This window comes from Jannaschia formosa, assembly GCF_003340555.1.
GTDB lineage: Bacteria > Pseudomonadota > Alphaproteobacteria > Rhodobacterales > Rhodobacteraceae > Jannaschia > Jannaschia formosa.
Map to the genome: position 1 here is coordinate 46,139 of NZ_QPLJ01000009.1, position 13,402 is coordinate 59,540.

Consider the following 13,402-nt stretch of genomic DNA (forward strand, 5'->3'; position numbering starts at 1 on the left):
ACATGACCGACCAGACCCGCCCCGTCACGCCGCTGCTCGACCGGATCGGCGGGCCCGCCGATCTTCGCGCCCTGCCGGAGCGGGACCTGAAGCGCCTCGCCGACGAGCTGCGGGCCGAGACGATCTGGACGGTCAGCCAGACCGGCGGTCATCTGGGCGCGGGGCTGGGCGTGGTCGAGCTGACGGTCGCGCTGCACGCAGTCTTCAACACGCCGCGCGACAAGCTGATCTGGGACGTCTCGCACCAGTGCTACCCCCACAAGATCCTGACCGGCCGGCGGGAACGGATGCGGACCATCCGCCAGAAAGGCGGCCTGAGCGGTTTCACCAAGCGCACCGAGAGCCCCTACGATCCCTTCGGCGCTGCCCACAGCTCGACTTCGATCTCGGCGGCGCTGGGCTTCACCATGGCCCGCGAGCTGGGCGCCGAGGACGTAGGCGACGCCATCGCGGTGATCGGCGATGGGGCGCTGTCGGGCGGCATGGCCTACGAGGCGATGAACCACGCGGGCCACCTGAAGAAGCGGCTGATCGTCGTGCTGAACGACAACGAGATGTCCATCGCGCCGCCGGTGGGCGCGATGTCTTCCTACCTGTCGTCGCTTTATGCCGGGGCGCCTTTCCAAGAGTTCAAGGCCGCCGCGAAGGGCGCCGTCGGCTTCCTGCCGCCGCCGTTCCAGCAGGGCGCGCGCCGCGCGAAGGAGATGCTGAAGGGCCTGACCGTGGGCGGCACCCTCTTCGAGGAGCTGGGCTTCAGCTATGTCGGTCCGATCGACGGCCACGACATGGAAAGCCTCCTGGCCGTGCTGCGCACGGTGAAGGTCCGCGCCGACGGGCCGATCCTGATCCACGCGGTCACGCAGAAGGGCAAGGGCTTCGCAGAGCATCGTGCCGACCGGGGCCATGCGACGGCCAAGTTCGACCCGAAGACCGGAGAGCAGAAGAAGGCCAAGTCGAACGCGCCTTCCTACACCAAGGTCTTCGCGCAGAGCCTGATCCAGGAGGCGGCCGAGGACGACCGCATCGTCGCGATCACCGCCGCGATGCCGGACGGCACGGGCCTCAACCTCTTCGCCGAGCGCTTCCCGGCGCGCTGCTTCGACGTCGGCATCGCCGAGCAGCATGGCGTGACTTTCTGCGCCGGTCTGGCGGCGAGCGGCATGAGACCCTTCGCGGCGATCTACTCGACCTTCCTGCAGCGCGGCTACGACCAGGTGGTGCATGACGTCGCGCTCCAGAACCTGCCGGTGCGCTTCGCCATCGACCGGGCGGGGCTGGTCGGCGCCGACGGGGCGACCCATGCGGGCAGCTTCGACGTGGCCTACCTGTCGAACCTGCCGAACTTCGTGGTCATGGCCGCCTCGGACGAGGCGGAGCTGCGGCACATGGTGGCCACCGCCGCCGCGCATGATTCAGGCCCCATCGCCTTCCGCTTCCCGCGCGGCGAGGGCGTCGGCTGCGAGATGCCGGAACGCGGCGTCCCGCTGGAGATCGGCAAGGGCCGCATCGTCCACCGGGGGTCGCAGGTCGCGATCCTGTCCTTCGGGGCCCGTCTGGCCGAGGTCGAACAGGCGCGCGAACGGCTGATGGCCCGCGGGATCGAGCCCACGGTGGCCGATGCCCGCTTCTCGAAGCCGCTCGACCGCCAGATGATCCTGGGACTGGCGCGCGACCACGAGGCGCTGATCACCATCGAGGAGGGTGCGGTGGGCGGCTTCGGCAGCCACGTCGCGCATCTGCTGGCCGAGGAGGGCATGTTCGACACCGGGCTGCGCTATCGCTCCATGGTGCTGCCGGACGCCTTCATCGACCAGGCGGGGCCACGCGACATGTATGCGGCGGCCGGGCTCAACGTCGAGGACATCGAGGCGAAGGTGCTGTCGGTCATGGGCGTCAAGGTGCTGAGCCAGCGCGCCTGACCGCCGCGACCGCCCCCTGAAACGAAGAACGGCGGACCCGAGGGTCCGCCGTCCATGCCGTCGTCCGGCCCGTCGGCCGGTCAATGGCGCATTAAGGATCAGTCGTCGCCGCCCACGGTCGTCGTCGTGGTGGTCGTCGTCGTCGAGCCGTCGCCGCTGCCCAGCAGCAGGGCAAGCGCCAGAAGGCCCGCGCCGCCGGCGATGTAGGCCGCAGTGTTGTCGACGCCCGGGCCGATCAGGATGACGTCCGCTTCTTCGTCCGTGGCCTCCTGGGCCATGGTGAAGGTCGGCGCCATTGCGATAAGCAGGGCCGCGCTTGCGGCGATCAGCTTGGTCATTGAGAAATACTCCATGGGGTGTGCACGTCTTCGTCTCTATGACGGAAGTCGTTTTCATTCAAGCAGTGCGAAACCCATTCATCCTGCGATGCGGCGGAAATAGCGCCAAACCCCCCATTTCGCCGCCGCGACGCAGCGTCAACCCTTCACAACTTCAGCACGCTCAGGTCCAGCGATCCCGCCCTCGGCGAGATCAGCTCGTTCGACCGCCGCACCGTCCCGCCCGAATCGACCCAGTAGGTGTTGGCGAAGGGGGGCCCCTCGCCGATGCAGTTCTCGCGATAGACGGTGGCGTCAACGACCGTCCCGTAGAGGTTCAGCCGCTCGCGCCCCATCGGCCGGACCGAGCAGAGGTACTGTACCGCGACGATCTGGTTCTGGCCGTCGATGTAGCGGTTGATCCGCTCGACATCCTCGCCGCCACCGCGGCGGAGCGCGGCCGCAAGCGGCGCCACGTCGGCGGTGTGCAGGTCGAAGCCGAACCCGCGCGTGCCGACCAGGATGCCGTCGCGCCGGAACAGTCCGCCGCCCGAGATGTCGCGCCATTGCTGCGTCCCGCGGTTGACCGCGCGCGGCACCATCGTCAGCCCGGCATCGGCGGCCTCGACCACGACCAGCAGCAGCGGGGTCGACGACCGCGCCACCAGCGCGGGCGACAGGATCTCGCGCGCGTCGGGGACGGGCTCGCCGCCCGACAGCCCGGCGAGCCGGGCCTGCAGCGCCGCCAGCAGCAGCTTGTCGTTGGCCGGAGGGGCGTTCTCGGTGCCGCCAGAACAGGCAGCCAGCAGCGCCAGAAGGGGCGCGGCGATCAGGCGGGTCCATCGGCGCATGGTCATCTCCAGAACCTACCCCACTGCTCGGTCAGGACCGGCGGGGACTGGTCGCGGACCAGCGGATAGAGCCGGTCGCGCAGGTTCAGCCGCGCGCCGCCATCGCGCTGGACCGGCCGGATCACCACCGCCGAGGTCTCGCGCGTCGGACGCCCGAGCAGCCAGTCGGTCGGGATGCGGAGGAAGAAGCCCTTGTCGAAGCTGCCCTCGCCGAATTCCTCGGCGCTGACATTGGTCTTCGTGGCAAAGGCCCCGACCTGCCAGCCGTTCGAGAATTCCCGCGTCAGCGTGTAGGTCGCGCCGCGGTCGCCGGCGAGATACTGGCCGACGTCGAGCTGGCTGTAGAAGCGCGCGCCATGGTCGTAATAGGCCGAGACGAAGGCCGTCTCGGCATCGAGGTCCTGGAAGCCGAACAGCCCATCGAACTCCCGCTGGCGCACGACGCTCGCCTCGACCCCGATGGCCAGGCGCGAGGCGACGGGCTTCCAAAGAAGCTCGGCCGAGACACCGCCGAACTGCTCCTCCAGCAGGCCGGCGGAGCCGCGGGCATAGAGGTTCCTGCCGGGCCGGAAGAAGTAGGCAGCGGTCAGGTAGGGGATGTAGGGATCGTCGGTCTTCAGGAACTCGGGGCCGTTGGTGCGCACCCGCGGCAGCACCGAATTGCTCTGCCGGTTCGACTCGTCCCGGTTGCCGATCAGCTTCTGGCGGACCTCGCCCCCGAGGATCAGGCCGCGCACCGGCTCCCATTCGGCGGTGGCGGACAGGCCGACATCCGCGCGCAGCGGGTTGTCCGGGTCGAACAGCGCATAGGCGATGTAGGGTCCGACGTTCCAGCGCAGCCGCGGATAGGCGTCGTCGACATAGCGCCGTCCGTCGGTGGGCAGGGTCTGCGAATCGACGATGCCCGCGACGGCCAGGGTCTCGGCGGCGCCGTTGGGCCGGTTCTCCAGTGCCTCGATGTCGCTGCGCCGCAGGATCACCGCGGCCGAGCCGAGGCTGCGCGTGTTCTCGGGCGTCAGCACCAAGGTCTCGACCGAGGGCGGCAGCGTCGCCGCCATCGCCCGCGCCGCGCGGCCGATCGCCTGCGCCTGGCTGGAATAGCGCGGGTTGCGGAAGCGGATGTCCACGCGGTCCCCGGTCAGCCGGTAGGAGATCAGCTCCAGCCCCGCCTCGGCCAGGACGGCGTCCAGCCCCGCGACGACTGGCTGCTCGACCTGCGGCACGCCGACCCAGGCCTCGGACCAGAGGTTCGGCTGCGTCTCGCGCGCGGGGCGGATCGCGACCGGCAGCGGCGCGCCCTCCAGCCCGCTGCCCCCGGCCGGCGGCCGCTTGGGATTGAGCGCGAGCTGGATGTTGAAGCCGATCTCGGTGCCGCCGAGCAGGTAGCCGCCCAGTCGGATGCCGGGAGACGGGTTGTACTCCACGCCGAAATTGAGCGGCGAGTCATGCTCGAAGATCCCGCGCGCCTCTTCCTGGACGTAGGCGTCCGAGGAATATTCCGCCTTCAGCGTCCAGCGCGCGTTCGGCCGGTATTCCACCCCCGCGAACAGGGCCGCGTCGCCGCGGAACCAACTGTCGGTCGAGAAGTCGCCGCCGGTGGAGTTCACGTCGAATCGCGGCCGGTCCCGGAAGCGGTCATCCAGGACGGCCAGCGGGTTGGTGAAGCTGCCCTGGGTGCCGAACCGGCCCCAGCCGATCCCGACGGTCCCCGTGACCTTCGGCCCGAACGTCTTGGAAGCGACGAGATATTCGCCGCTATAGAGACTGGTTCCGCCGAAATCCTGCAGGCCGACGGTCACGTCCGGGACCCAGCCGCTTTCCTTGAACAGCTGGAACCGGACGTCGAAGCTGCGGTCGTAGGTGCGGATGAAATCGTTCCCGACCCGCTGGAAATCGGGCAGGGTGGCGTAGCGGAAGACGCCCTGCACGCGCGGCAGGATCTGGAACGACAACTGCACGCGCCCCGCCCCGTTCGACAGCAGGTAGAGGCTGGTGACAAGCTCTCCGTCCGGCTGCATCTGGGCGCTGGGCATGTCGATCAGCCCCGGCACGCCGTAGCTGCTGACCGAGCGTCGGGGCTCGATCTCCTGCGCATGGACCATCGGCGCCAGAAGCCCCGCCGTGGCGAGGCCTGCCAGGATCGTTCTCGTCGCGCGCATCGTGGAGCCCCCCGCCGTTGCTCGCCTCGTTATCGGCGGGCGTGCGGGGCTTGGAAAGGGCAAAGGCGCGAATGGGCGGGAATCGTCTTGATCTTGCAACGCCCTCCTCCTTACTCGGGCGAACCGCCCCGTCCGGACACCGCCATGCCTCCGCCCCGCCTCGCCCTGACCGGCGCCACCGGCCGCGTCGCCCGCCTGCTCCGCCCGTTCCTTCCGGGCGCGGTCTGGCTGTCGCGCGGCGACGACCTCGCCGCGGTGGCCGGGGCGCGCGCCCTCGTCGCGCTGGCAGGCGTCACGTCCGGCGACGCGGCGGCGCTGAACGCCAACACCGCCTGCGCGCTGGCGGCACTGGACGCCGCCGCCGCCCATGCGGTTCCCCGGGTCTTCCTGCTGTCCTCAGCGGCGGTCTATGGCCGCGCGGCGCCCCCGCTCCGGGCCGAGGCCGCGCCCAGCCCTGCCGCGCCCTATGGCGAGGCCAAGGCCGACATGGAGCGGGCCGTCGCCGCTTGGCGCGCGGCCAACCCGCAGGGGCCGGAGGCGATCTGCCTCCGGCTCGGAAACGTGGCGGGGGCGGACGCGCTCTTCGGCAACCTCGTGCCGGGCGCCGTCCCGGCGATCCACGCCTGGCCCGACGGCGCGACCCCGAAGCGCAGCTATATCGGTCCAAGGACCCTCGCCCGCGTGTTCACGACGCTCGCCGACGCGCCGGCCATACCGGCAATCCTGAACGTCGCCGCGCCCGGCAGCGTCGCAATGGGCGCGCTGGCGACGGCGGCGGGCCATGACTGGACCGCCGCCCCCGCCCCGCCCGAGGCGCTGCCCGAGGTCCGCCTCGACACCGCCCCGCTGGAGTCGCTCGTCGCCTTTCCGCCCGAAGCGTCCACGCCCGAGGGGCTGGTCGCGGAATGGCGCGAGGCGCGCGCATGACGCCCGGCAAGCGCGCGCTCGATATCGGGCTGGCGCTGTTCCTCGCCGTGATCCTCGCGCCGGTCATCGCCGCGATCGCGATCATGGTGCTGCGCGGCCGCGACGGCCCCGTCCTCTATGGCTCCGAGCGGATGCGCAGCCCGGCCGAGGGCTTCACGCTGTGGAAGTTCCGCACCATGGCCCCCGCGGCGGGCGACCAGGGCGTGACCGGCGGCGACAAGACGAACCGGATCACGCCGCTCGGCGCGAAACTGCGGCGCGCCCGCCTGGACGAGCTTCCGCAGCTCTGGAACATCCTGCGCGGCGACATCAGCTTCGTGGGTCCGCGCCCGCCGCTGCGCCGCTATGTCGAGATGTGCCCGGACCTCTACGCCCGCGTCCTGCGCTCCCGCCCCGGCGTCACCGGGCTCGCCTCGCTGGTCTATGCCGCCCACGAGGAGCGCATTCTCGCCGCCTGCCGGACGGGCGCGGAGACCGAGGCCGCCTATGTCCGCCGCTGCGTCCCCCGGAAGGCCGCGCTTGACCTGATCTACCAGCGGAACCGGACGATCTGGCTGGACGTGAAGCTGATCGCCTGGACCACGGCCCGCTTCATTCCGAGGCGCTGGCGGCCGGAACGCAAGGGTCGCCCGCTCTGATCCCGGGCCGCGCCCGTCCGCCTGCTCCTCGATCCCGACTCCCGGTCGATGCGCCCAGTCCCCTCGCGGGGTTACGGATCGTCACTCCCCGGCGCTGCGGCTCAACTCCGGCGCGCGGGCGCCGCGCGCCGCCTCCTGCGCCTCCAGCCGCGCCTCGATCGCGCGCAGCTTGTCCAGCACCTCGTCGCGATAAGCATCCGTCGCCGCGTTCGATTCCTCGGAATGGGCGTCCTGCATCGAGTTCACGATCAGGCCGACCAGCAGGTTCACCACGGCGAAGGTCGTGACCATGATGAAGGGCACAAAGAAGGCCCAGGCGTAGGGATAGACCTCCATCACCGGGCGGACGATTCCCATCGACCAGCTTTCCAGCGTCATGATCTGGAACAGCGAATAGCCCGACGACCCGAGGTCTCCGAACCATTCCGGGAAGGACGCGCCGAACAGCTTGGTCGCCATCACCGCGGCGATGTAGAAGATGATCCCCATCAGCAGGAAAACGCTGCCCATCCCCGGCAGGGCGGTGATGAAGCCCTCGACCACGCGGCGCAGGCGCGGAAAGACCGAGATGATGCGCAACACCCTCAGGATACGCAGCGCCCGCAGCACGCTGAACGGGCCTGCGTTCGGCACCAGCGCGACGCCGACAATGACGGAGTCGAAGATGTTCCAGCCGTCGCGCCAGAAGCGCCGGCCCTTGGCGACCATCTTGGCCAGCAACTCGACCACGAAGACGGCGAGGCAGGCGGTGTCCAGCGCGACCAGCAGCGGCCCGAAGCGCTCGTAGACCGGCGGCACCGTCTCGAGCCCGAGGACGATGGCGTTGAGCACGATCACCGCGATGATACCGTTGCGCACGGCGGCGGTGTCGAGGAAGGCTTCCAGGCGGGCGCGGGTCATGGTCTCTCGAAGGTTGTGACGAGCTCGATATGCGGCGCCCAGCGGAATTGGTCCACCACCGTCGTCGCGCCCATCCGCCACCCGGCGGCGACCAGCACGGCCGCGTCGCGCGCGAAGGTGGCCGGGTTGCAGCTGACGAAGGCGATGCGGGCGAGGTCGGCCCGCGCCAGTTCCTCCACCTGCGCCTGCGCGCCCGCGCGGGGCGGGTCGATGATCGCGGCGTCGAAGCGCGCGAGCTCGGCGGTGGTCAGCGGGTCCCGGAACAGGTCGCGGACCTGCGTCGTGATCGGGCGCAGGCCCGTGGCCATCCTCGCGCCCTGTTCCAGCGCGAGGACGAGGTCGCGCGCACCCTCGACCGCGTGGACGGCGGCCGTCTCGGCGGCGGGAAAGGCGAAGGTCCCCAACCCGGCGAAGAGGTCGACGACCGACCCGGCATCGCCCAGCCCGGCCCGGACCCCCGCGACCAGCGCCGCCTCCCCCGCCTCGGTCGCCTGCAGGAAAGCACCGGGCGGCGGCACGACCGGCGCGCGCCCCAGCGTCAGGTGCGGCGGCACCTGCTGCAGCGCGGGCTCTCCGTTCCAGGTGATCCGCACGAAGGCGGGGGCCAGCGGGGCCAGCGCCGCCATCTCCTCTCGTCCGAAAGGTTTCGCACCCTCCAGCGCCAGGTCCAGCCCGGTCTCGGTCCGCGTCACATGCAGCGTGACCTCGGCCCCCCGCGCGGCGGCGAGGCGCGTGACCTGCTCCAGCACGGGCAGCGCCGCGACGATCTCGGGATGGAGCACGTGGCAATCGGGAATGGCGACAATCTCGTCCGAGGCGCGGACATGGAATCCGACCTGCGCGCCCTTCTTCGTCTTGCGCCCGGCCAACGCTGCCCGGCGGCGGGTCGCGGGAGGCGAGGTCTCGACCGAGGCGATCACGGCCTCGATGCCGACCCGGGCCAGGGCGTCGCGCACGACCTGCGCCTTCCACCCGGCGACGAACCCGTCCGAGGCATGTTGCACCGCGCAGCCGCCGCACCGCCTGAAATGGGCGCAGGGCGCCGCCACCCGGTCCGGCGACGGCGTCATGATCTTCGGATCCGGCATCCGGTCGCCGACGATGTCGCCGGTGACGACCTCACCGGGCAGGCTGCGCGGCACGAAGACGCCGCCGGCCACGCCGTCGCCCCTCTGCCCCAGCGTTTCGACGGTCAGAACCGGGCACGTCTCCGGTCGACCGGAGACGGATCGCGGGTCGACCCGCGATCTCCCCGGCTCACTCGGCTGCGACATCCTCGACCCCGATGAACCCGCCCGACTGCCGCTCCCAGTAGCGGGCATAGGTGCCGCGCGCGGCCAGAAGCTCGGCATGGGTGCCCTGCTCGACGATGCGGCCGTCCTCCATCACGACGATCCGGTCCATGCGCGCGATGGTCGACAGCCGGTGCGCGATGGCGAGCACCGTCTTGCCCTCCATCACCCGCTCCAGCGCGGCCTGGATCGCGGCCTCGACCTCGCTGTCGAGCGCGCTCGTCGCCTCGTCCAGCACCAGAACCGGCGCGTCCTTCAGGATGGCGCGGGCCAGGGCGATGCGCTGGCGCTGGCCCCCCGACAGCTTCACGCCCCGCTCGCCCAGGAAGGCGTCGTAGCCGGTATTGCCCTTGTGGTCGCGCAGCCCCTCGATGAACTCGTGCGCCTCGGCCCGGCGGGCGGCGTCGATCACCTCCGCCTCGGTCGCGTCGGGGCGGCCGTAGAGGATGTTGTCGCGGGCCGAGCGGTTGAACATCGCCGTCTCCTGCGTGACCATGCCGATCCGGCGGCGCAGGCTGTCCTGCGTGACCTCCCGCAGGTCGTGGCCGCCCAGCGTGATCCGCCCGGCCCCGGGGTCGTAGAGCCGCAGCAGCAGCGCGACCAGCGTCGACTTGCCCGCCCCCGAGGCGCCGACCACGCCCAGCTTCTCGCCCGCGCGGACATGCAGGTCCATCTCGCGGATGCCGCCCTCGCCGCGCCCGTAGGTGAAGGTCACGCCCTCCAGCCGGATGTCGCCGGTCCCGCCCGGCAGGTCCACCGCGTCCGGCGCGTCGGTCAGCGCGTGGAGATGGGCGAGCGTGTTCATCCCGTCCTCGACCTCGCCCACATTGGAATAGAGCGCCATGAGCGTGAAGCTGACCCAGCCCGTCATCTGGCTGAGCCGGAACGAGATCGCGCCGGCCGCCGCGATGTCCCCCGGCGAGGCCGCGCCCGCGCGCCACAGAAGGATCGTCCCGCCGATCATCAGGATCGGCAGCAGCCCCGCGCAGAACATCAGCAGGAAGCGGAACGAGGTCGACATCCGCCCGAAGGCCAGCGCGCGGTCGCGCAGCCGATCCATCGCGTCCAGCGCGGCCCGGTCCTCGTGCTCGGCATGGCCGAACAGCTTGACGGTCTTGATGTTGGTGATGGTGTCGACGACCTGCCCCGTCACCATCGCCCGCGCCGCCGCCCGCGCCTTGGACCGGGTGCGGATGCGCGGCATGAACCACTTGAACAGCGCGACGTAGCCCACCAGCCACACCGCCAGCGCCAACGCAATCCGCCAGTCGATGGCAAACATCAGCAGGATCGACCCCACCAGGGACGCCCCGGCGAAGGCGACGACGTTGATGAATTCCGAGGTGACCTCGGTGACGGCGCGGGCGGTCTGCATCTGCTTGGTCGCGATGCGCCCGGCGAAGTCGTTGTCGAAGAAGGTCACCGCCTGCCCCATCGTCCAGCGATGCAGCCGCGACTGCACCAGCGGGTAGATGTTGGGCATGACCGTGATGCCGTTGAACGCGGCCGAGGTGCCGAAGGTGAGCGGGCGCAGCAGCAGGTAGAACAGCAGGAAGCCCGCGAGCAGCGCCGCGTTCTGCGCCAGATATCCTTCCGTCTCGCCGGCGACGCTGTCGACGATGGCGCCGAGGAAGAACGCCGTCGCGATCTCGGTCGTGCCCGCCAGGGCCGAGACGAGGAAGGCGCCGATCAGCCAGGGCCAGGCCCCGGCAAGGCACCAGCGGAAGAAGGCCAGAAGCTCGCGCGGGGGCGGCCCCTCGGCGGGGTCGAAGGCGGGAACGCGGCTGGCGAACCAGTCGGCGGCAGGTCTCAGAATGGTCATTCGGCGGCGGCCTCCCGGGCCTCGGTATCGATGAACCCGCCCGACTGCCGCGCCCAGAAGGCGGCGTATAACCCGCCCCGCGCCAGCAGCTCGTCATGGGTTCCCTCCTCGATGATCCGCCCCTCGTCGATGACGACGATGCGGTCCATCGCGGCGATGGTGGACAGGCGGTGGGCGATGGCGATGACGGTCTTGCCCTCCATCATCCCGTAGAGCGTGTCCTGGATCGCGGCCTCGACCTCGGAATCCAGCGCGGCGGTGGCCTCGTCCAGAACGAGGACGGGCGCGTCCTTCAGGATCACGCGGGCCAGGGCGATGCGCTGGCGCTGCCCGCCCGACAGCTTCACGCCGCGCTCGCCGACCTGGGCGTGATAGCCGCCGCGGCCTTCCGGGTCGGCCAGCGCCTCGATGAAGTCGTGGGCCTGGGCCTTCCGGGCGGCAGCGATCACCTCGGCCTCGGTGGCGTCGGCCCGTCCGTAGCGGATGTTCTCCAGCACGGAGCGGTGGAGCAGCGAGCTGTCCTGCTGCACCATGCCGATGGCGTGGCGCAGGCTGGTCTGGGTGACGGTGCGGATGTCCTGCCCGTCGATCTCGATCCGGCCCTTCTCGGGGTCGTAGAAGCGCAGGAGCAGCTTGACCAGCGTCGACTTGCCCGCGCCCGACCGGCCGACCACGCCGACCTTCTCGCCCGGCGCCACGCGCAGCGTCAGCCCGGTCAGTCCGCCCGAGCCGCCGCCGTAATGATGGGTGACGTCCTCGAAGGCGATGGCCCCGCGGTCGAGCCGGAGCGGCCGGGCCCCCGGCGCGTCGGTCAGGTGGATCGGCTGGGCGATGGTCTCCATCCCCTCGGCCACGACGCCGAGCGAGCGGAAGAAGGTCGACAGCGCCCACATGATCCAGCCGGTCATCGCGTTGAGCCGCAGCACCAGCGCCGTCGCCGCCGCGACCACGCCGACCGAGGCCGTGCCCTGCATCCAGAGCAGCACCGCCCAGCCGACCACGCCCACGATCAGCAGGCCGTTCAGAGCCACCAGCGCCACGTCCATGATCGTGAAGAGCCGCATCTCGGCGGCGAAGGTGCGCCGCGTCGTCTCGATGGCGTCGCGGGCATGGGACAGCTCCTGCCCCTCATGGGCGAAGAGCTTGACCGAATGGATGTTGGTATAGGCGTCGACCACCCGCCCCGTCGTCATCGACCGCGCGTCGGAGCTGGCCTTGGAGGCCGGCCCGATCCGCCGCATCGTCCAACGCACCAGCAGGCCGTAGAGCAGGAGCCAGGCGATCATCGGCAAGAGCAGCCGGGGATCGGCGTCGAGCAGCAGGATCGACGCGCCCACGACATAGGCCAGCGCGAAGGTGATCGCGTCGAAGACCTGGAACACCGCGTCCCCTGCCGCGGTCGGCGTCTGCATGATCCTGTTGGCGACGCGCCCGGCGAAGTCGTTCTCGAACCAGCCTACCGATTGCCTGAGGACGTGGTTATGCGCCCGCCAGCGGAACAGTGCGCCCATCTGCGGCAGCACCGCATTGTTGATCAGCAGCACGTCGAGCGCCTGCACCGCGGGCCGCAGCAGCAGGACGAACAGCGCCGCGAGGATCAGCTCCGTCCCGTGCCGGGCGGCGAGCTCGTCGGGGGTCAACTGCGACAGCAGATCGATCACCCGGCCCATATAGGCGATCAGCCCGACCTCGATCGCCGCCACGACGACCGAAACCAGCGCCGTCACCCCGAAGAGACGATGGAACGGCCGCGTCCACGTCTTCAGGAACGGCCAGAGCCGCGCGGGAGGCGTATCGTCCTCGGCATGGGCGACATAGGGGTCGACCAGATTTTCGAAGTTCCGGAACATGAAGGCGCCTTTTGGGGCTGCCCCCGCGATATAGGCCCTCAGGCGAGAAAGACCATCACCCCCGAGGCGGCGAGCGCGGCGGCCATGATGGTGGTGAAGACCCGCCAGGCGAGCGGCGTGGTCAGGAGGTAGGAGAGCAGCGTCCCCGCCGTGGTCCAGAACAGGCAGACGAAGAGGTTGATGCCGCTGAAGGCCGACCCGATCCGCAGCGCCTCCAGATGCGCGGGCAGATCCGAGCCGTAGCCCGAGGCCGCCGCCAGCGCCACGATCCAGACCTTCGGGTTGACCCACTGGAACAGGACCGCCTCGACGAAGGTGAAGGGCCGGTCCTTGCCCTCGGCCCGCGCCCCGGAGGAGCGGAGCAGCTTCCACGCCATCCACAGGATCCAGCCGAAGGCCGCCGTCTTCAGCGCCAGCGTCAGCGCCGGCACCGCCAGCAGCAGCGCGCCCACGCCCAGCGCCGTCAGCGCCGAGGTCACGCCCACGCCCACCGCTACGCCCAGAACGTGCGGCACGGTCGGGCGGAACCCGAACCGCGCGCCCGAGGCGGTCAGCAGGATGACGTTGGGGCCGGGGGTGAAGAGACCGGCAAAGACGAAGAGGTAGAGCGGATCGAGCATGGCGCTGCTTGGCGGGCTTTGCGCGCCGCTTCAAGCGGCGTTCGTCGCGGAGGTCGAGGCGGCGGGCGGCGCATGGTTGACGGCGGCCGCCGGGTGCCCTAGCCGTT

The 13,402-nt window shown here is 70.7% G+C and carries 11 protein-coding genes; 3 read left to right on the top strand and 8 right to left on the bottom strand.

Features of this window, described 5'->3' with window-relative positions; all coding sequences use genetic code 11:
- Nucleotides 1-2 precede the first annotated feature (2 nt).
- Nucleotides 3-1,919: a 1-deoxy-D-xylulose-5-phosphate synthase gene (gene dxs / locus DR046_RS11365; RefSeq protein WP_115382503.1), complete on the top strand. Its 1,917-nt coding sequence runs from the start codon at nucleotides 3-5 to the stop codon at nucleotides 1,917-1,919.
- Between the two features lie 98 nt (nucleotides 1,920-2,017).
- On the opposite strand, the gene DR046_RS11370 is transcribed toward dxs, so the two are convergent.
- The 3 genes from DR046_RS11370 to DR046_RS11380 all read right to left on the bottom strand — a co-directional run bounded on the left by DR046_RS11370 (nucleotide 2,018) and on the right by DR046_RS11380 (nucleotide 5,246).
- Entirely contained in the window at nucleotides 2,018-2,257 is a 240-nt protein-coding gene (locus DR046_RS11370) for a hypothetical protein (protein ID WP_135227291.1), read from the bottom strand.
- A gap of 146 nt (nucleotides 2,258-2,403) precedes the next feature.
- Nucleotides 2,404-3,087 (bottom strand): YjbF family lipoprotein, encoded by a 684-nt coding sequence (locus DR046_RS11375; RefSeq protein WP_167767077.1) that lies wholly within the window; start codon nucleotides 3,085-3,087, stop codon nucleotides 2,404-2,406.
- 2 nt (nucleotides 3,088-3,089) lie between these two features.
- On the bottom strand, nucleotides 3,090-5,246 hold the full coding sequence (locus DR046_RS11380) for a YjbH domain-containing protein (protein WP_115382506.1): 2,157 nt from the start codon (nucleotides 5,244-5,246) through the stop codon (nucleotides 3,090-3,092).
- Nucleotides 5,247-5,390: 144 nt separating this feature from the next.
- Here DR046_RS11380 and DR046_RS11385 point away from each other — a divergent pair, with 144 nt between their 5' ends.
- Nucleotides 5,391-6,173 (top strand): NAD-dependent epimerase/dehydratase family protein, encoded by a 783-nt coding sequence (locus tag DR046_RS11385; RefSeq protein ID WP_167767079.1) that lies wholly within the window; start codon nucleotides 5,391-5,393, stop codon nucleotides 6,171-6,173.
- Nucleotides 6,170-6,811 carry a sugar transferase gene (locus tag DR046_RS11390; RefSeq protein ID WP_115382601.1) on the top strand — a complete coding sequence of 214 codons (642 nt, stop codon included), beginning with the start codon at nucleotides 6,170-6,172 and terminating at the stop codon, nucleotides 6,809-6,811. Before DR046_RS11385 ends, DR046_RS11390 begins: the two co-directional genes overlap by 4 nt.
- A gap of 81 nt (nucleotides 6,812-6,892) precedes the next feature.
- Here DR046_RS11390 and DR046_RS11395 read toward each other — a convergent pair whose 3' ends face one another.
- From DR046_RS11395 to DR046_RS11415, 5 genes are all read right to left on the bottom strand, one after another.
- Nucleotides 6,893-7,711: an ion transporter gene (locus DR046_RS11395; protein WP_115382508.1), complete on the bottom strand. Its 819-nt coding sequence runs from the start codon at nucleotides 7,709-7,711 to the stop codon at nucleotides 6,893-6,895.
- Nucleotides 7,708-8,871 carry a class I SAM-dependent RNA methyltransferase gene (locus DR046_RS11400; RefSeq protein ID WP_245190915.1) on the bottom strand — a complete coding sequence of 388 codons (1,164 nt, stop codon included), beginning with the start codon at nucleotides 8,869-8,871 and terminating at the stop codon, nucleotides 7,708-7,710. The genes DR046_RS11395 and DR046_RS11400 overlap by 4 nt, the downstream gene beginning before the upstream one ends.
- 97 nt (nucleotides 8,872-8,968) lie before the next feature.
- Nucleotides 8,969-10,825, bottom strand: coding sequence for an ABC transporter ATP-binding protein (locus DR046_RS11405; RefSeq protein WP_115382510.1), 1,857 nt, complete (start codon nucleotides 10,823-10,825; stop codon nucleotides 8,969-8,971).
- Entirely contained in the window at nucleotides 10,822-12,675 is a 1,854-nt protein-coding gene (locus DR046_RS11410; protein WP_115382511.1) for an ABC transporter ATP-binding protein, read from the bottom strand. Before DR046_RS11410 ends, DR046_RS11405 begins: the two co-directional genes overlap by 4 nt.
- Nucleotides 12,676-12,713: 38 nt before the next feature.
- Nucleotides 12,714-13,295 carry a LysE family translocator gene (locus tag DR046_RS11415; RefSeq protein WP_115382512.1) on the bottom strand — a complete coding sequence of 194 codons (582 nt, stop codon included), beginning with the start codon at nucleotides 13,293-13,295 and terminating at the stop codon, nucleotides 12,714-12,716.
- Nucleotides 13,296-13,402 lie beyond the last annotated feature (107 nt).